Below are 17,272 nucleotides of genomic sequence, written 5' to 3' on the forward strand. Positions count from 1 at the left end.
AGGCCGGGTTTTCAAACTCTAAAAGACGTCCGATCAGTAGTGATCGTCCTCGTCTTCGTCCTTCTGCGTAGACTTCAGCGAGCTGAGCTTCTTGAAGACCGCATCGGCGTCGATCTGCTCGTCTTCCTCGCGCTGGAAGCTGTAGTCCAGACCTTCCGTCGCCGTTGCCGGCTGCAGCGTGTTGTCGAGTTCTTCGGCGGTTGGCAGCGGACGGCCGCGCGAGGCGCGTTCGACTTCGAGGTCGAGATCGATCTGGCTGCAGAGGCCGAGCGTCACCGGGTCCATCGGCGTCAGGTTGGCCGAGTTCCAGTGGGTACGGTCGCGAATCTGCTCGATCGTCGACTTCGTGGTGCCGACGAGACGCGAGATCTGCGCATCCTTCAGTTCCGGGTGGTTGCGAACGAGCCAGAGAATGGCGTTCGGACGGTCCTGGCGCTTGGAAACCGGGGTGTAGCGCGGGCCGCGGCGCTTGGATTCCGGCACGCGGACCTTCGGTTCGGAAAGCTTGAGCTTGTGGTTGGGATTGGCTTCGGCGCGGGCGATTTCGTCACGAGAGAGCTGCCCGGTTGCAATCGGATCGAGACCCTTGATGCCCTGTGCGGCTTCACCGTCGGCAATCGCCTTGACTTCGAGCGGATGCAGTTTGCAGAACGTGGCGATCTGATCGAACGACAGCGCGGTGTTGTCAACCAGCCATACAGCCGTAGCCTTTGGCATGAGCAATTGTTGAGCCATAGATACAGTCCTTCTGTCCGTCCGCGCCGGTGTCGCGGGCCGTGGGTATCAACCACTAATTTCCGGGATATGGGGGCTCTATAGCCGCATTGCATCAGAATTGCAATTCTTTGCGAAACAAATGACCTTTGTCTAATTGCCGTGCGGATTTGAACTGCTATGAATTCAACACATGCCTGAGGTGGGAGTCTCGGGCCACGTTAAAAGCCATATCGGTTCCAGGAGGAGTTCATGTCTGCCAAAATCTACCCGGTTCTCAAATCGGCGAAGGCCCGCACGCTCATCGACAATGAGCGTTACCAGAAATGGTATCAGGAGAGCGTCGAGGATCCGGAAAAGTTCTGGGACAAGCACGGCCGGCGGATCGACTGGTTCAAGCCCTATACCAAGGTCAAGAACACGTCCTTCAAGGGCAGGGTGCCGATCAAGTGGTTCGAGGACGGCCTGACGAACGTTTCCTATAACTGTATCGACCGGCACCTGAAGACGCATGGCGAGCGCACGGCGATCATCTGGGAAGGCGACAACCCCTATATCGACAAGAAGATCACCTATAACCAGCTCTATGACTATGTCTGCCGTCTGGCGAATGTGCTGAAGAAGCACGGCGTCAAGAAGGGCGACCGCGTCACCATCTATATGCCGATGATACCCGAGGCGGCTTACGCGATGCTCGCCTGCGCCCGCATCGGCGCCATCCATTCCGTCGTGTTCGGCGGATTCTCGCCGGAAGCGCTGGCGGGCCGCATCGTCGATTGCCAGTCCACCTTCGTCATCACCTGCGATGAGGGCGTGCGCGGCGGCAAGCCGATCCCGCTCAAGGAAAATACCGACAAGGCGATCGATATCGCCGCCAAACAATATGTCATCGTCAACAAGGTTCTGGTGGTGCGCCGCACCGGCGGCAAGACCGGCTGGGCGCCCGGCCGCGATATCTGGTACCATCAGGAAATCGCCACCGTGAAGCCGGATTGCCCGCCGGTGAAGATGCGTGCGGAAGACCCGCTATTCATCCTTTATACGTCCGGCTCCACCGGCAAGCCGAAGGGCGTGTTGCACACGACGGGCGGCTACCTCGTCTATACGTCGATGACGCATGAATATGTCTTCGACTACAAGGATGGTGAGGTTTTTTGGTGTACGGCCGATGTCGGCTGGGTCACCGGCCATTCCTATATCGTCTACGGGCCGCTTGCGAACTGCGCGACGACGCTGATGTTCGAAGGCGTTCCCAATTTTCCGGATCAGGGCCGTTTCTGGGAAGTCATCGACAAGCACAAGGTCAATATTTTCTACACCGCGCCGACGGCGCTCAGATCGCTGATGGGGGCGGGCGACCAGTTCGTCCAGCGCTCCTCGCGCGAGAGTCTGCGGCTTCTCGGCACGGTCGGCGAACCGATCAATCCGGAAGCCTGGGAGTGGTATTACCATGTGGTCGGCGAGGACAAGAGCCCCATCGTCGACACCTGGTGGCAGACGGAAACCGGCGGCATTCTCATTTCGCCGCTGCCGGGCGCGACCGATCTGAAACCCGGTTCGGCCACACGGCCGTTCTTCGGCGTGCAGCCGCAGCTTGTCGATGCCGAGGGCAATGTGCTGGAAGGACCCGCTGACGGCAATCTCTGCATCATCGATAGTTGGCCGGGCCAGTCGCGCTCCGTCTATGGCGATCATCAGCGCTTCGTCGATACGTATTTTTCGACCTACAAGGGCAAGTACTTCACCGGCGACGGTTGCCGGCGTGACGAGGACGGCTATTACTGGATCACCGGCCGCGTCGATGACGTGCTGAACGTTTCGGGTCACCGCCTTGGCACGGCCGAGGTGGAATCGGCGCTGGTGTCGCATCACCTCGTTTCGGAAGCGGCCGTGGTGGGCTACCCGCACGCCATCAAGGGCCAGGGCATTTATTGTTATGTCACGCTGATGGCGGGCCAGAATGGCGACTATGCGTTGCGCGAGGAGCTGGTGAAGCACGTGCGCAACGAGATCGGACCGGTTGCGACACCTGACAAGATCCAGTTCGCGCCGGGTCTGCCCAAGACCCGATCCGGCAAGATCATGCGGCGCATCCTGCGCAAGATCGCCGAGGACGACTTTGGTGCGCTGGGGGATACGTCGACGCTCGCCGATCCGGCGGTGGTCGAAGACCTCATCGCCAACCGGCAGAACCGCACCGCGTCCTGATCTTCTGGGAAGGCTGCTTCGGCAGCCTTTTTCCATCTGCGATTTTCACAAACAAAAACACCCGGAGGCGGAACCTCCGGGTGTTTTCAATTGTATCCGGTAAGGATTACTGGCCGCGGATCTTCTTCAGGTCCGCCAGAACGGCGTCGACGACGTCTGCGCCGATTTCAGCCTTGTGCTTTTCGTAGACGACCATCGACTTTTCGCGGATACGGGTCTGCTCTTCTGCAGACAGCGTGTTCACTTCGAGGCCGGCAGCCTTGATCTTCTCCAGCGACTTCTGGTTCAGTTCGCGGATGACCTTGCGCTCTTCGTCGCGGCCGACGACTGCGCATTCACGCAGGGCGGTCTGCTCTTCGGGCGTGTAGCTGTCGAAGATCGGCTTGGAGAAGAGGAAGAGGAACGGCGTATAGGCGTGGTTCGTCTCGGTGATGTATTTCTGCACCTCGTAGAACTTCGAGGTGTCGATCGTCACATAGGGGTTTTCCTGCGCGTCGATCGCGTTGGTTTCCAGCGCCGAGAAGACTTCGCCGAAAGCCATCGGCGTTGCATTGGCGCCGAGGTTCTGGAAGGTGTCGAGGAAGATGTTGTTCTGCATCACGCGGACCTTGAGGCCCGAGAAATCTTCCCACTTGTTCACGGCATGCTTGGAGTTCGACAGGTTGCGGAAGCCGTTTTCCCAGTAGGCCAGGTTTACGAGGCCCTGTTCTTCCAGCTTCTTGTTCATCATATCGCCGAAGGCGCCGTCCATGACTGCATCGGCTTCCTTGGCGTTGGCGAAGAGGAACGGCAGGTCGAAGACGCCGAGCGACGGGATGAGACCGACGAGCGGCGACGATGACGTCACGACCGCTTCCTGAACGCCGGAGCGCAGGGCCTGCGTCGCCTGAAGGTCACCGCCGAGAGCGCCGCCCCAGAATGCCGTCAGCTTCAGCTTGCCGCCGGACTTGTCGTCGAGGCAGGCCTGCATGGCCTTGATGCCGTTGCCGACCGGATGATCCTGATTGATGCCGTTCGAAACGCGGATATTGCGGCTGTTGAATTCGGCCATTGCCGGAGCGGCGGCGCCAACTGCGAAAGCGATGGCCGTGGTGGTCAGAAGAAGCTTTCTCATAATATCCTCCCTTGGATTGTTTGCGAGAAGCAGGTTGAATTAACGAAGATACTGCAGCGGTACGAGGACGATGTCCGGGAAAATCACCAGCAGCGCCAGTACGATGGTTTCGGCAACGAGGAACGGCCAGACGCCGACCGTGACCTTGCCGAGCGGAATGCGGCCGACGCCGCTGACGACGTTCAGCACCACGCCAACCGGAGGAGTAATTAGGCCGATGGCGTTGTTGATGATGAAGAGAACGCCGAAATAGACCGGGTCGATGCCCGCCTGTTTGACGATAGGCATCAGAACAGGCGTCAGGATCAGGATGGTCGGCGTCAGGTCGAGTGCGGTTCCGACAATGAAGACCAGCACCATCATTGCGGCCATCAGAAGCATCGGGCGGTCGATCAGCGGCTCGATATAACCTGCGACTTCGTTCGGAATGTTCGCTGCGGTGATGAGCCATGCGGAGACGAGTGCCGCGCAAACCAGGAACATGATGATGGACGTGCTTTTGGCGGCGCGAAGAAGCACGTGGAACAGATCTGCCGGTTTCAGTTCGCGGTAGATCACCATGCCGACGAAAAGCGCGTAGACAGCCGCAACGACGGCAGCTTCCGTCGGCGTCATGATGCCTGCCTTGATGCCGCCGAGAATGATGACCGGCATGCCGAGCGCCCAGCCGGCGCGAGCAGTGGCGGTCAGACGTTCCTTGGCGGAGGTCTTCGGCAGCGGCTTGACGTTATCCTTACGGACCACGATCAGCCAGGCGATAATGAGCGATGCACCCATCAGAATGCCGGGAACGATACCCGCAAGGAAAAGCTGGGTGATCGAGACGTTGGCGGCAACACCGAAAACGATGAAGGCCATGGATGGCGGGATGACCGGGGCGATGATGCCGCCTGCGGCGATGAGGCCGCCGGAGCGCGGAATATTGTAGCCGGCCTTCGCCATCATCGGAATGAGGATTGCGGCAAGGGCTGCGGTATCGGCTGCGGCAGAACCGGAGATGCTGGCCATGATGATGGCTGCAACGATGGCCACGATGCCAAGGCCGCCACGGATATGACCGACGAGTGCGATTGCAAAGTCGATGATGCGGCGGGAGAGACCGCCGGAATTCATCAGTTCGCCAGCCAGAATGAAGAAGGGGATGGCAAGCAGCGTGAAGGTGTCCGCGCCCGAAATCATGTTCTGGGCGATGATCGCGGTGTTGAACATGCCCATGTACCACATGAGCACGACGCCGCAGAACATCAGCGAGAACGCGACGGGAACGCCAATCGCCATGGCTCCCAGCAGGGAGCCGACAAAAACGAGAAGTGTCATGGTATCAGCGCTCCGAAAGCTGTTCGATCGTCAGATTCTCGCCCGCGAACTGGGCGATTTCGTCTTCTGTCACGCCGCCCGTCAAGTAACGGTACAGGCGCTCCAGCGCGATGATGAACATCAGGCCGCCGGTGAACATGCCGACGCCATAGACCCAGATCATCGAAAGCTTGGTGACGGGCGCATGCATGCTGGCATTGATGCCGGACTGCTTCCAGGTGCCCCAGAAGAAGATGGCGGAACAGGCCAGAATGATGATGTTCGACACGATCATGCAGACGATGCGGGCGCGACGGGACAGGAACATCACGAGCGTTTCGATGCCCATGTGGCTGTTCTCACGGAAGGTCAGCACGGCGCCGATGAAGGTCAGCCACACGAAGAAATAACGCGACAGTTCTTCCGAGACGTTGATGCCGGAGTTCATCGTATAACGCATGACGACGTTGACGAAGACCATGATCGACATGCCGGCGAGCAGCAGGACGAGAATGATTTCGAGAATCCGGTAAAAGAGATTGATGGTCTTTTGCATTTTCCCCTCCCGAAGAAATATCTAGAGCAGCCCTCGTTTCGCCAGGTTGCGCATCAGGGCCGCGGTGCCGAATGTCCATTCCGGGCATTCGTCGGTCGTGGTGACCCAGTTGATCAGCTTACCGAGCTTGGGCGTGGAGATTTCGACACGGTCACCCTTTGAATGGGTGAAACCGAGGCCTGGGCCATGGCGATCCTTCACCGGCGCGAACATCGTGCCAAGGAAAAAGACGGCGCCGTCAGGATATTGGTGGTTACGGTTCAAGAGCTGCGAAGCGAGGTTTTCCGGCGTGCGGCTGATCGCTTCCATGGGGCTGACGCCCGTCATGGTGAAACCGTCTTCGCCCTCGACCAGAAGCGATATCTGTGACTTCTTCACATCTTCGATGGTGAAATTGCCATCGAACAGGCGGATGAAAGGACCGATGGCGCAGGAAGCGTTATTGTCCTTGGCCTTGCTGAGCAAGAGTGCAGAGCGGCCTTCAAAGTCGCGCAGGTTGACGTCGTTGCCGAGCGTCGCGCCAACGATGCGGCCGTCGGAGGTGATGGCCAGCACCACTTCCGGCTCCGGGTTGTTCCATTGCGATTTCGGGTGAACGCCGATCAGCGCGCCGCAGCCGACGGAAGCCATGGCCTGCGCCTTGGAGAATATCTCGGCATCCGGGCCGATGCCCACTTCCAGATATTGCGACCAGAGGCCCATTTCCTGGAGCAGTTTTTTCACTTCGGCCGCTTTTTCGGAGCCGGCCTCAAGTCCCTTGAGATTGTCACCGAGAACCGGCGCCAGCCGTCCGCGAATTTCCTGCGCCCGCAGCGGGTCGCCCTTGGCCTGCTCCTCAATCACGCGTTCCAGCATGCTGTCGGCGAAGGTGACGCCGGCGGCCTTCACGGCCTGAATGTCGTTGGGGGCAAGGAGTTCGCCGGCGGAACCGTCCAGAAAAGCTTCCAGTGCGCCGAGTGCGACGAAAGTACCGGTGTCGGCGAGCCGCTCCACCAGATCGGTCTTCTCCAGAAGTTCGGACATGGTAGGGGAAATCGAAGTGAGGTCATAAAGCACGCCGCCCTTCAGCAGGACGGGGCAGGGGCCGCCTTCGCTTTTCGACCAGACGCGGCCGACGAGCAGCGCGTTTTCGAAATCTTCAGGCAAAATTGCGATAGCGTCGATGGACCTTGTACCGGTCATGTAGTCCTCCCCTTCAGCACCCGACAGGCCGCCTCCTGCGGTCTTATTGTCTGGATGTCTGACAACCTAATCCCATTCTTCTTAGTATGACTTTTCTTACGAGTCTAGCGGCCTCGCCGACAAAATTATCGTGTTTCGCGTCTCAATTTCCGGAAAGCCGTAAACCTGTCCTATAGCTTTGCCGGCGTGCTCATTTGCTGCTCAGAAGATATCCAATTCGAGATTGACCCGGCTGGCTGCGCCGATCAGGTGCTTGCGCATGGCGTTCTTGGCGGCACTGGCGTCGGCCTTCTCGACGGCCTCGTAGATTGCCACATGTTCGGCGATCGTCACCTCGAGAATTTCACCAAAAACCGCACGCGAAAAAGCAATGTTGATGGCGGAGCTGATGCGTTCCGCGATGAAGCCGAGGAACATCAGGAAATATTCGTTCTCAGTCGCTTCCGCCAGAATGCGGTGGAAGTCGAGATCGGCGGCAACGCCTTCCGTCGACCAGTCATCGGCGGTTTTCATCTTTTCCAAAGCTGCCGCCAGCCGCGTCAGCTGCTGCGGGCTGCGGTGCAGTGCAGCCAGCCCCGCCGCCTCTATTTCCAGCGGCATGCGAAGCTGGAAAAGATCGCGGAAATTTTCCGGATCGTTCAGCCGCGACCGCTCGATGCGGATGGACAGTCTTTGCCGGGGATCGGTGACGAATGCGCCCACACCCTGCCGGGTTTCGACAAAGCCTTCGTTGCGCAATTGTGCAATCGCTTCGCGGATGACCGAACGGCTGACCCCGAAGGTTTTTGCCAGAACATGTTCGGTCGGCAGCCTGTCACCCGGTCCGAGCTTCGAATCATTGATTTCGCGCGCAATCTCCGCGGCGATACGGCCGGGCAGATGGTCGTTGCGATGTATCTGATTGAACTCCAGCGTCATGGTTGCTCCCGTTCCACAGAAACGATTGGTTCGTTTTCCCGCGGCAGGCGACTTCCTCCTTCGCCGTCAGCGGGGTTTTCAAAGGCGGCGTTTTCAGCCGCCTTTGCCGTTCCTCGATTAGCTATCCGGTTGCAGGGTTATCTGGCAACCGGGATTCATCCGCAAATCAGGGTCGAAGGTGTTTTTCAGGCCGGTGATCATCCGGCGCTGTACGTCGGATAGCCGGCTTTCGAAATCGGAGCGTTTCAGGCGGCCGATGCCGTGCTCGGCGCTGATGCTGCCGACGTAACGGTCAAGGACCTCGTTAACGAGTGTCTTGGACTTGTAAATGAAGGTGTCGCGCTCTTCCGGCGTCGAACCGTTCGGCGGCAGCACGTTGAGGTGGACGTTGCCGTCCCCAACATGGCCATAGGAAACCGCGAGGCATTCCGGCAGTTTTTCCGCCAGTTCCGCCTCGGCTTCGGCCACGAAAGCGGCGAGTTTCGACAAAGGTACGGAAATGTCGGTACGCATATGCGCGCCGCGCAACGCCTGACCCTCGTTCATGCCTTCGCGGAACAGCCAGAGCGATTGCGCTTGTGCCCGTGAAGAAGCGATGACGCCGTCCAGCACCAGCCCGTCTTCCATCACGCCCTCTAGGAAGCGTCCCATAAGGTCGGCCGTGTCCACCAGACCGGAGCCTGAAATTTCCATCAGCACATAGGCCGGATAGTCGCCGGCAATCGGCATTTTCAGGTCGGGTATAGCTTCGATAGCCAGCGTGAAGGCGACAGGCGGCATGAATTCGAAGGCGGACATCAGGTCGCAGCATTCGCGACGGGCGCGGCGGTAAAGCTTGATGGCGTCATCAAGCGAATTGAGGCCGAGCAGCGCCGTCTCGACATGTTCGGGATTGGGGTAAAGCTTGACGGCAACGGCGGTGATGATGCCGAGCGTTCCTTCGGCGCCGATGAAGAGCTGCTTCAGATCGATGCCGCGATTGTCCTTGCGCAGCGTCGACAGGCCATTCCAGATGGTGCCGTCCGGCAATACGACTTCGAGACCCAGCACCAGTTCGCGGGTCATACCGTAGCGCAGGACATTGATGCCGCCGGCATTGGTGGAGACGTTGCCGCCGATGCGGCAGCTGCCCTGCGCGCCGAGCGACAGCGGGAAAAACATGCCTTTGTCCTGAACCGCATCCTTGAATTCCGAGAGAATGCAGCCGGCTTCCACGACGGCGGAAAAATCGTCGCTATCGATGGTGCGGATGGCGTTCATGCGCTCGAGGCTCAATACGACCTGATGTTTGGGGGCATCGGGAATGCCACCGAGCACCAGACCGGTGTTGCCGCCTTGGGGGATGATGGCAAGGCCAAGTTCCGCGCAGGCGCGAACGGTGTCGGAGACTTCCTTGGTCGACCGGGGGCGGATGACGGCCACGGCCGAGCTGGTGACATCGCCGTGCCAGTCGCGGCAATAGCGCAGCATGTCTTCCTGCGATGTCAGCAGCAAAGCCTCGCCGAGCCTGTTCTTCAACGAGAACCGCAATTCCTCGATATCGGTTTCGCTTACGATCGTCATTCCACCCTCTCCGTCCAATCCGCCCTAAGTTTCCGGACAGGGCTCTTTCGCCCTTGCTTTTGCCGGTTTGTGAAAAAATACTATTTTCAATCCGATCATATAAGGTTATCAGACAACCTTACAAGCTAATTTATCGGTCGATTGGCCGATGGTGTTTTTTCGGTCCCGGGAGAATGGCCGGGACAAAGAGGAGGAAGACATGCATATCGCAATCATCGGCGCCGCAGGCATGGTTGGCCGCAAGCTAACGCAGCGCCTCGTCAAGGATGGATCGCTTGGCGGCAAGCCAATCGACAAGTTCACGCTTATCGACGTGTTCCAGCCCGAAGCGCCCGCCGGTTTTTCCGGTAAGGTCGATGCGCGTGCCGCCGATCTCTCCGCGCCGGGTGAGGCCGAAAAGTTGGTTGAAGCCCGTCCCGATGCCATTTTTCACCTCGCTGCCATCGTCTCCGGTGAAGCCGAACTCGATTTCGACAAGGGCTACCGCATCAATCTCGACGGTACGCGTTATCTTTTCGATGCCATCCGCATTGCCAATGGCAAGGATGGTTACAAGCCGCGCGTGGTCTTCACCTCGTCTATCGCCGTTTTCGGTGCGCCGCTTCCCTACCCGATCCCGGACGAGTTCCACACCACGCCGCTGACCAGCTACGGTACGCAAAAGGCGATCTGCGAATTGCTGCTGTCCGACTACAGCCGTCGCGGTTTCTTTGACGGCATCGGTATTCGCCTGCCGACCATCTGCATTCGTCCCGGCAAACCGAATGCGGCCGCTTCCGGCTTCTTCTCCAATATTCTGCGGGAGCCGCTGGTCGGGCAGGAAGCGGTTCTGCCGGTTCCGGAAAGCATTCGCCACTGGCACGCCTCGCCACGTTCCGCCGTCGGCTTCCTCATCCATGGCGCAACGATTGACGTCGAAAAGGTCGGCCCGCGCCGCAACCTGTCGATGCCGGGCCTCAGCGCCACCGTCGGCGAGCAGATCGAGGCGCTGCGCAAGGTGGCGGGCGAAAAGGCCGTCGCCCTCATCCGCCGCGAGCCGAACGAGATGATCATGCGCATGTGCGAAGGCTGGGCCCCCGGTTTCGAAGCCAAGCGCGCCCGCGAACTGGGCTTTACGGCTGAAAGCTCCTTCGAAGAAATCATTCAGGTTCATATCGAGGACGAACTGGGAGGTTCACTGAAATGAGTGTCGACGGGGAGGAGAAGAAGCGGTCCGTTGCCTTTATCGGCACGGGCCTGATGGGCGGGCCGATGGCCCGGGCCTGCTGGGTGCCGGCTTTTCGGTCACCGTCTGGAACCGTAGCGTCGATAAGGCCGAGGCGCTTGTTGCCGATGGCGCGGTCGTCGCGGCATCGCCGGCGGAGGCCGCCAAGGGTGCCGATATCGTCATCACCATGCTGAGCGACGGCAAGGCCGTGGGAGAAGTGCTGTTTGAGGCCGGCGTGGCCGAAGCGCTGAAAAAGGGCGCGGTCGTCATCGACAGCAGTTCGATTGCGCCGCCGATTGCGCGGGAACATTCCTCCCGGCTTGAGGCGCTTGGCATTCATCATGTCGACGCGCCGGTTTCCGGCGGTGTGCCGGGCGCGACGGCCGGTACGCTCGCCATCATGGCCGGTGGGGACGAGACGCTGATTTCGGGTCTTGCCGATGTTTTCGCGCCGATGGGCCGGCTTACCTATGTCGGTCCCTCGGGTGCGGGCCAGCTCTGCAAGCTTGCCAATCAGCAGATTGTCGCCATCACCATCGGCGCGGTTGCCGAGGCGATGATGCTGGTGGAAGCGGGCGGTGCATCCCGTGAAGGGTTCCGCAACGCCATACGCGGCGGTTTTGCCGAAAGCCGAATCCTGGAACTGCATGGCGACCGCATGGTGAAGCGCAATTTCGTGCCGGGCGGTCCCTCCAAGTTCCAGCTCAAGGACCTGAATGGCGTGCTGGCGACGGCGAAGGATCTGTCTCTCAACCTGCCGCTTACCCAGCAGGTGACGCGGGAATTTGACGATTTCGTCGGTGACGGCGGTGCCGATATCGACCATAGCGGCATCCTGCTTTACCTCGAAAAACTGAACAACCGGGAACAGGGCTGAGGCAGGCTTATGAGCGACGACAAGAGACCGATGCGCCGCCTGCGGTCGCAGGACTGGTTCGACAATCCCGACCATCTCGACATGACGGCGCTCTATCTGGAGCGCTTCATGAATTACGGCGTGACGCCGGAAGAGCTTCGCTCCGGCAAGCCGGTCATCGGCATCGCCCAGAGCGGCAGCGACCTGACGCCTTGTAACCGCGTCCATGTGGAACTGGTCAAGCGGGTGCGGGACGGCATCCGCGATGCGGGCGGCATTCCCATCGAGTTTCCGACCCATCCAATGTTCGAAAACTGCAAGCGCCCGACGGCTGCGCTCGACCGTAATCTCGCCTATCTCAGCCTTGTGGAAGTGCTTTACGGTTATCCGCTCGACGGTGTCGTTCTGACCACGGGCTGCGACAAGACCACGCCTTCGGCGTTGATGGCGGCAAGCACGGTGGATATTCCGGCCATCGTCTTGTCCGGTGGGCCGATGCTCGACGGCTATCATGACGGCGATCTGGTCGGTTCCGGCACGGTCATCTGGCGCATGCGCCGTAAATACGGTGCCGGCGAAATCACCCGCGAGGAATTCTTGCAGGCGGCGCTCGAATCCGCACCTTCCGTCGGCCATTGCAACACCATGGGCACAGCATCGACCATGAACGCCATGGCGGAGGCGCTCGGCATGTCGCTCACCGGCTGCGGTGCGATCCCTGCCGCTTACCGCGAACGCGGCCAGATGGCCTATCGCACTGGCCGCCGCGCCGTCGAGCTGGTTGTCGAGAACATCAAGCCCTCCGACATCATGACGCGCGAGGCGTTTTTGAACGCGATCCGCGTTAATTCCGCAATCGGCGGTTCCACCAATGCCCAGCCTCACCTGGCAGCGATGGCGAAACATGCGGGCGTCGAGCTTCGCGAGGAAGACTGGCAGGTCCACGGTTACGACATTCCGCTTATCGCCAATGTCCAGCCTGCCGGCAAATGGCTGGGTGAGAAATATCACCGCGCCGGCGGCACGCCCGCCATCATGTGGGAGCTTCTGCAGGCCGGCAAGCTCGACGGAAGCTGTCCGACCGTAACCGGCAAGACCATGGCGGAAAATCTGGAAGGGCGGGAATCGACCGACCGCGACGTGATCCTGCCTTACGATAAGCCGTTGAAGGAACGGGCGGGTTTCCTCGTCCTCAAGGGCAATCTGTTCGATTTCGCCATCATGAAGACGAGCGTGATCTCGGCGGAATTCCGCCAGCGTTATCTGAGCGAGCCGGGCCGCGAGGGGATTTTCGAGGGCAAATGCGTGGTGTTCGATGGTTCGGAAGACTATCACGCCCGTATCAACGATCCGTCCCTCGATATTGATGAGCGCACTATTCTCGTCATTCGCGGTGCGGGGCCGCTCGGCTGGCCGGGTTCGGCAGAGGTCGTCAACATGCAGCCGCCGGATGCGCTGTTGAAAAAGGGTATCACCAGCCTGCCGACGATCGGCGACGGCCGGCAATCAGGAACGGCGGACAGCCCGTCCATCCTCAACGCCTCGCCGGAAAGTGCCGCAGGCGGCGGACTGGCATGGCTTCGCACGGGCGATGTGATCCGCATCGATTTCAATGAGGGTCAATGCAATGCGCTGGTGCCGGATGAGGAGCTTGCCGCCCGCAAGGCTGATGGGATTCCAGCCGTTCCAGCGGATGCGACGCCATGGCAGCGCATCTACCGCCAGTCGGTGACCCAGCTTTCGGATGGCGCGGTTCTGGAAGGGGCCGCGGATTTCCGCCGGATCGCCGAGAAGATGCCCCGACACAATCATTGATCGCACCTGACAAAAATCCCCGGCCACGTCCGGGGATTTTTCTTTTCCGGGCGGTTTCGCAATTGATTGCGACCTCTTAATGTACCCGCAAATCCGCATCACAGGGGCAGGACATGACAGATATTTCGATGATAGAGGCCGCGCGTGGGCGCATCGGCAACCATGCGGTTCGCACACCGCTTCTCTCATCACCTTTTCTGGATGAGATTGCCGGGCGGAAGCTGTTCGTAAAGGCCGAATGCCTGCAGAGAACGGGTTCCTTCAAGTTTCGCGGCGGCTGGTCGGCTGTCTCCGGCCTTCCGGCGGAGGTGCGCGCCAAGGGTGTGATCGCCTTTTCCTCCGGCAACCATGCGCAGGGCGTGGCGCTTGCCGCCCGGCTGCACAATGTTCCCGCCGTCATCATCATGCCGTCGGATGCGCCGAAGATCAAAATCGACAATACCCGGGCCTTTGGCGCGGAGGTGGTGCTCTATGACCGTGCTAACGAAGATCGCGACGCCATCGGAGATCGCATTTCTCGCGAGCGTGGGCTGACGCTGATCAGGCCCTATGACGAACCGCTGGTCATTGCCGGGCAGGGGACAGTGGGGCTGGAGATTGCTGAACAGGGCGCGGAGCTGGGCATCGGTGCGGCCGAGGTTCTGGTGCCCTGCGGTGGCGGCGGCCTCACCTCCGGCATCTCCCTGGCACTCGCAGCGAAAGCGCCGAACTATAAGGTCAGGACGTCGGAACCGGAGCGGTTCGACGATGTGGCGCGCTCCCTTGCTGCGGGTAAGATCGAGCGTAACGCCACGACCTCGGGCTCGATCTGCGACGCGATCGTCACGCCGCAGCCCGGCAACATTACTTTCCCCATCATGGCCGGGCTCTGCGGAAAAGGCATTGCCGTGACCGAGGAGGAAGCGCTGCGGGCTATGGTTCTCGCCTTCAACCGGCTGAAGATCGTTGTCGAACCCGGTGGTGCGGTGGCGCTGGCGGCGGCCCTCTTCCACGGCGATGAACTGGAAAGCGAAACGGTGATCGCAGTCGCTTCCGGCGGCAATGTCGATCTGGAGATCATGGCCGGCGCCCTGTCCCGTTTCGGTTGAGGTTAAGATTAGGCGTCTAGCCGTGCGGCGACCTCATCGGCAATCGCCAGCGAGGCGGTGAGGCCGGGGCTTTCTATGCCGAAAAGATTGACGAGGCCGGCAAGGCCATGCGTTTCCGGCCCATCGATGCGGAAGTCCATGGCCGGTTCGTCCGGGCCGGAAATCTTCGGCCGGATTCCGGAATAGGCCGGGATCAGCGCGTTATCGGGAAGGCCCGGCCAATAACGACGGATCGCATCGCCAAAACCGTCCATGCGGCGGGGATCGACGGCATAATCGATGGTGTCTACCCACTCCACATCCGGCCCGAAACGGGCCTGGCCGGCGAGATCGAGCGTGAGATGCACGCCGAGGCCATGGGTGTGCGGTGCGGGGTAGATCAGCCGTGAAAAGGGCGACTTGCCGGCCAGCGAAAAATAGCTGCCCTTGGCGAAACGCGCCTGCGGGATATCATCCTCCGGCAATCCTTCGATTTTTCTCGCCACCATGGGTGCAACAAGCCCGGCGGAATTGACGAGCAGCCGGCATGTCAGGCTGATGGGCTCCGTGCCGCCGACATGAACGCGGAAACTATTGCCCATCGCCTCTGCCTTTTCGAAGGGTGCATTCAGGGCAAGGGCCGCGCCATGATCCTGCGCATCTCCAAGCAGCGCCAGCATATAACCATGGCCGTCGATGATACCGGTCGAGGGCGATATCAGGGCTGCGACGCAGGCGAGCGCGGGTTCGAGCAGGCGCGCCTGTCGCGCATCGATCAGCTCAAGGTCATCGCAGCCATTGGCTTTGCCTTTTTCGTGAAGCGTGGCGAGCATGGCCGTTTCTTCATCGCGCGTGGCCACGATGAGCTTGCCGCAGCGGCGGTGTGAAACGCCGTGGCTTTGGCAGAAGGCATAGAGCCGTTCCTTGCCCTCCACGCAAAGTCGGGCCTTGAGGCTTCCGGCTGGATAATAGAGCCCGGCGTGGATGACTTCGCTGTTGCGGGAGGAGGTGGCAGAGCCGAATTCCTTTCCGCTTTCGAGGATGATGACGGAGAAGCCACGCATCGCCAGTTCACGCGCTGTCGCGAGCCCTATCACTCCGGCTCCGATGATGATGGCGTCGATATCCGTCATGGTATTTTCCGTGCCCGCCACTGGTTTTGAACGGAAATGCCCTCCACCGCGTTAATCCCTTGCCATGGGTAGATTGATGCTTGCCGGTGGGCAAGTCGCAATCGGTATTTTTCCCGATGCGCCAATCTTATGGAATTTTATCTCTACTGAAACAGTGGGGAATAAAGCTATTCTATAAGTGAAATAAGCAATGCCCGCTTTGAAGGGCCGAGCAGGAAGGGAGTGTACAATGTCTTATTCCAAGGCAGGAAAAGTAAAAGACTTTGTCTCGCAGCCCCAGTCGCCGCGCAACTGGAAAGATTCGGTCCATGCGGCTCTTGTCGGCGTCTGCGTGGCTTTTGTCGCTGCCGTCATTTTCGGTCTCGTTCCCTGATCCTCCCGATTTTCTCGTCAGGTAATTTGAGAATAAAAGGCCGGTCGCTCCTCCGACCGGCCTTTTTCATGCCCATTCAGGCCTTCAGGTAATCTTCCGCCAGATCGACCCAGAAAGCGGTTCCGATCGGCAGGATATCGTCGTTGAAATCGAATTTCGGATGGTGCAGCGGCGGGTCATTCTCCGTGCGCGCGGTGCCGAGGAAGAAATAACAGCCGGGCCGTTTCTCCAGCATATAGGCGAAGTCTTCCGCACCCATCGACGGGTGCTGCATCTCGACCACCTTTTCAGGTCCGGCAAAACGCCGGGCGAGATCGGCGACATAATCCGTTTCCGCCTTGTGGTTGACGGTTGCATTATAACCGCGCTCGTAATCGATGGTGACGCTCATGCCGTAGCTGGCCGCCTGGCCTTCGGCTATCGCCCGGATGCGCTTTTCCAGCTCGTCGCGCACGCCCGGATCGAAGGAGCGGATGGTCAGCAGCATTTCCGCCGTTTCGGGAATGACGTTGCTGGCAGCACCGGCATGGAACGCGCCAACGGTGACGACCGCCGATAATTGCGGATGGATGTTGCGAGACACCACGGTTTGCAACGCCATGATGATACTTGCGCCGGCAACGATGGGGTCGGCCGCATCCTGCGGTTCGGCGCCGTGGCCGCCGTAACCGTTGACCGTGATCTTGCACTCGTCGACGGCGGCAAGGATCGGCCCGTCGCGCAGCACGAATTGCCCGAAGGGCACGCCGGGGTCGTTATGAAGTGCAAAAACCGCATCGCAGGGAAAGCGTTCGAACAGTCCGTCTTCGATCATGATGCGGGCGCCGCCGAAATTCTCTTCCGCCGGCTGGAAGATCAGATGCAGGGTTCCGTCGAAATTTTTGCGCTGGGCAATGATCTTTGCCGCGCCGAGCAGCATGGCGGTGTGGCCGTCATGGCCGCAGGCGTGCATCACGCCCTGATTGGCGCTCGCATAATCCGCACCGGTTTCTTCATGGATCGGCAGGGCGTCGATATCGGCGCGGATGCCGAGCGTGCGGGTGCTGCTGCCATTGCTGAGCGTCGCGACGACCCCGGTTCCGGCTAGCCCCCGCGTGACCTCATAGCCCATTGCCGCCAATTGTTCGGCGATAAAATCCGACGTCTTGAATTCCGAAAGGCCGATTTCGGGGTTGCGGTGCAGATGGCGGCGAATGGCCACCACATCCGGCATATGGTTGGCAAAGGATGCTAGATTTGCGGTCTGTCTGGTCATTTTTAAAGTCCCGGG

Annotated in this window: 14 protein-coding genes and 1 pseudogene; 6 read left to right on the plus strand and 9 right to left on the minus strand. The window is 60.0% G+C overall.

Features of this window, described 5'->3' with window-relative positions; all coding sequences use genetic code 11:
• Positions 1–33 precede the first annotated feature (33 nt).
• Positions 34–735, minus strand: a complete 702-nt coding sequence (locus tag L901_RS20145) for a DUF1013 domain-containing protein (protein ID WP_003520299.1) — start codon at positions 733–735, stop codon at positions 34–36.
• Positions 736–966: 231 nt separating this feature from the next.
• On the opposite strand from L901_RS20145, the gene acs reads away from it, so the two are divergent.
• Entirely contained in the window at positions 967–2,922 is a 1,956-nt protein-coding gene (gene acs / locus L901_RS20150; protein WP_003520300.1) for an acetate--CoA ligase, read from the plus strand.
• Between the two features lie 106 nt (positions 2,923–3,028).
• On the opposite strand, the gene L901_RS20155 is transcribed toward acs, so the two are convergent.
• The 6 genes from L901_RS20155 to L901_RS20180 form a co-directional block, all read right to left on the minus strand.
• Positions 3,029–4,036, minus strand: a complete 1,008-nt coding sequence (locus L901_RS20155) for a TRAP transporter substrate-binding protein (protein ID WP_059759801.1) — start codon at positions 4,034–4,036, stop codon at positions 3,029–3,031.
• 39 nt (positions 4,037–4,075) lie between these two features.
• Complete coding sequence (locus L901_RS20160; protein ID WP_035265222.1) at positions 4,076–5,353, minus strand: TRAP transporter large permease; 1,278 nt, start codon at positions 5,351–5,353, stop codon at positions 4,076–4,078.
• A gap of 4 nt (positions 5,354–5,357) precedes the next feature.
• Positions 5,358–5,888, minus strand: coding sequence for a TRAP transporter small permease (locus L901_RS20165; RefSeq protein ID WP_003520303.1), 531 nt, complete (start codon positions 5,886–5,888; stop codon positions 5,358–5,360).
• Between the two features lie 21 nt (positions 5,889–5,909).
• Entirely contained in the window at positions 5,910–7,070 is a 1,161-nt protein-coding gene (locus L901_RS20170; protein WP_059759803.1) for a fumarylacetoacetate hydrolase family protein, read from the minus strand.
• Positions 7,071–7,271: 201 nt separating this feature from the next.
• Entirely contained in the window at positions 7,272–7,988 is a 717-nt protein-coding gene (locus L901_RS20175) for a FadR/GntR family transcriptional regulator (protein WP_059759805.1), read from the minus strand.
• Between the two features lie 117 nt (positions 7,989–8,105).
• Positions 8,106–9,551, minus strand: coding sequence for an FAD-binding oxidoreductase (locus L901_RS20180; RefSeq protein ID WP_035265216.1), 1,446 nt, complete (start codon positions 9,549–9,551; stop codon positions 8,106–8,108).
• A 199-nt stretch (positions 9,552–9,750) separates the two neighbouring features.
• Here L901_RS20180 and denD point away from each other — a divergent pair, with 199 nt between their 5' ends.
• The 4 genes and pseudogenes from denD (at position 9,751) to L901_RS20200 (ending at position 14,517) form a co-directional block, all read left to right on the plus strand.
• Positions 9,751–10,737 carry a D-erythronate dehydrogenase gene (gene denD / locus L901_RS20185; RefSeq protein ID WP_035265281.1) on the plus strand — a complete coding sequence of 329 codons (987 nt, stop codon included), beginning with the start codon at positions 9,751–9,753 and terminating at the stop codon, positions 10,735–10,737.
• A pseudogene (locus tag L901_RS20190) lies at positions 10,734–11,635 on the plus strand (NAD(P)-dependent oxidoreductase). The gene denD and the pseudogene L901_RS20190 overlap by 4 nt, the downstream one beginning before the upstream one ends.
• A gap of 9 nt (positions 11,636–11,644) precedes the next feature.
• Positions 11,645–13,429, plus strand: a complete 1,785-nt coding sequence (locus tag L901_RS20195) for an IlvD/Edd family dehydratase (protein ID WP_059759806.1) — start codon at positions 11,645–11,647, stop codon at positions 13,427–13,429.
• Positions 13,430–13,542: 113 nt separating this feature from the next.
• The gene (locus L901_RS20200; RefSeq protein WP_059759808.1) at positions 13,543–14,517 is read left to right on the plus strand and encodes a threonine/serine dehydratase; all 975 of its coding nucleotides are present in this window, start codon (positions 13,543–13,545) and stop codon (positions 14,515–14,517) included.
• 8 nt (positions 14,518–14,525) lie between these two features.
• Here L901_RS20200 and L901_RS20205 read toward each other — a convergent pair whose 3' ends face one another.
• A complete protein-coding gene (locus L901_RS20205) occupies positions 14,526–15,629 on the minus strand; it encodes an NAD(P)/FAD-dependent oxidoreductase (protein WP_059759810.1) in 1,104 nt (367 codons plus the stop codon).
• Between the two features lie 229 nt (positions 15,630–15,858).
• Here L901_RS20205 and L901_RS26555 point away from each other — a divergent pair, with 229 nt between their 5' ends.
• On the plus strand, positions 15,859–16,002 hold the full coding sequence (locus L901_RS26555) for a hypothetical protein (protein WP_003505150.1): 144 nt from the start codon (positions 15,859–15,861) through the stop codon (positions 16,000–16,002).
• Between the two features lie 76 nt (positions 16,003–16,078).
• Here L901_RS26555 and L901_RS20210 read toward each other — a convergent pair whose 3' ends face one another.
• The gene (locus L901_RS20210) at positions 16,079–17,257 is read right to left on the minus strand and encodes a M20 aminoacylase family protein (protein ID WP_059759811.1); all 1,179 of its coding nucleotides are present in this window, start codon (positions 17,255–17,257) and stop codon (positions 16,079–16,081) included.
• Positions 17,258–17,272: the final 15 nt, after the last annotated feature.

Source organism: Agrobacterium sp. D14, assembly GCF_001526505.1.
In the GTDB taxonomy this organism is placed as follows: Bacteria; Pseudomonadota; Alphaproteobacteria; order Rhizobiales; family Rhizobiaceae; genus Agrobacterium; species Agrobacterium leguminum.

What these genes read in the sequence shown, in the direction of transcription:
- L901_RS20210 (WP_059759811.1), bottom strand. Translation starts at nt 17,257, where the DNA reads ATGACCAGACAGACCGCAAATCTAGCATCCTTTGCCAACCATATGCCG.
- L901_RS20165 (WP_003520303.1), bottom strand. Translation starts at nt 5,888, where the DNA reads ATGCAAAAGACCATCAATCTCTTTTACCGGATTCTCGAAATCATTCTC.
- L901_RS20195 (WP_059759806.1), top strand. Translation starts at nt 11,645, where the DNA reads ATGAGCGACGACAAGAGACCGATGCGCCGCCTGCGGTCGCAGGACTGG.
- L901_RS20205 (WP_059759810.1), bottom strand. Translation starts at nt 15,629, where the DNA reads ATGACGGATATCGACGCCATCATCATCGGAGCCGGAGTGATAGGGCTC.
- denD (WP_035265281.1), top strand. Translation starts at nt 9,751, where the DNA reads ATGCATATCGCAATCATCGGCGCCGCAGGCATGGTTGGCCGCAAGCTA.
- L901_RS20170 (WP_059759803.1), bottom strand. Translation starts at nt 7,070, where the DNA reads ATGACCGGTACAAGGTCCATCGACGCTATCGCAATTTTGCCTGAAGAT.
- L901_RS20200 (WP_059759808.1), top strand. Translation starts at nt 13,543, where the DNA reads ATGACAGATATTTCGATGATAGAGGCCGCGCGTGGGCGCATCGGCAAC.
- L901_RS20180 (WP_035265216.1), bottom strand. Translation starts at nt 9,551, where the DNA reads ATGACGATCGTAAGCGAAACCGATATCGAGGAATTGCGGTTCTCGTTG.
- L901_RS20145 (WP_003520299.1), bottom strand. Translation starts at nt 735, where the DNA reads ATGGCTCAACAATTGCTCATGCCAAAGGCTACGGCTGTATGGCTGGTT.
- L901_RS26555 (WP_003505150.1), top strand. Translation starts at nt 15,859, where the DNA reads ATGTCTTATTCCAAGGCAGGAAAAGTAAAAGACTTTGTCTCGCAGCCC.
- L901_RS20155 (WP_059759801.1), bottom strand. Translation starts at nt 4,036, where the DNA reads ATGAGAAAGCTTCTTCTGACCACCACGGCCATCGCTTTCGCAGTTGGC.
- L901_RS20160 (WP_035265222.1), bottom strand. Translation starts at nt 5,353, where the DNA reads ATGACACTTCTCGTTTTTGTCGGCTCCCTGCTGGGAGCCATGGCGATT.
- L901_RS20175 (WP_059759805.1), bottom strand. Translation starts at nt 7,988, where the DNA reads ATGACGCTGGAGTTCAATCAGATACATCGCAACGACCATCTGCCCGGC.
- acs (WP_003520300.1), top strand. Translation starts at nt 967, where the DNA reads ATGTCTGCCAAAATCTACCCGGTTCTCAAATCGGCGAAGGCCCGCACG.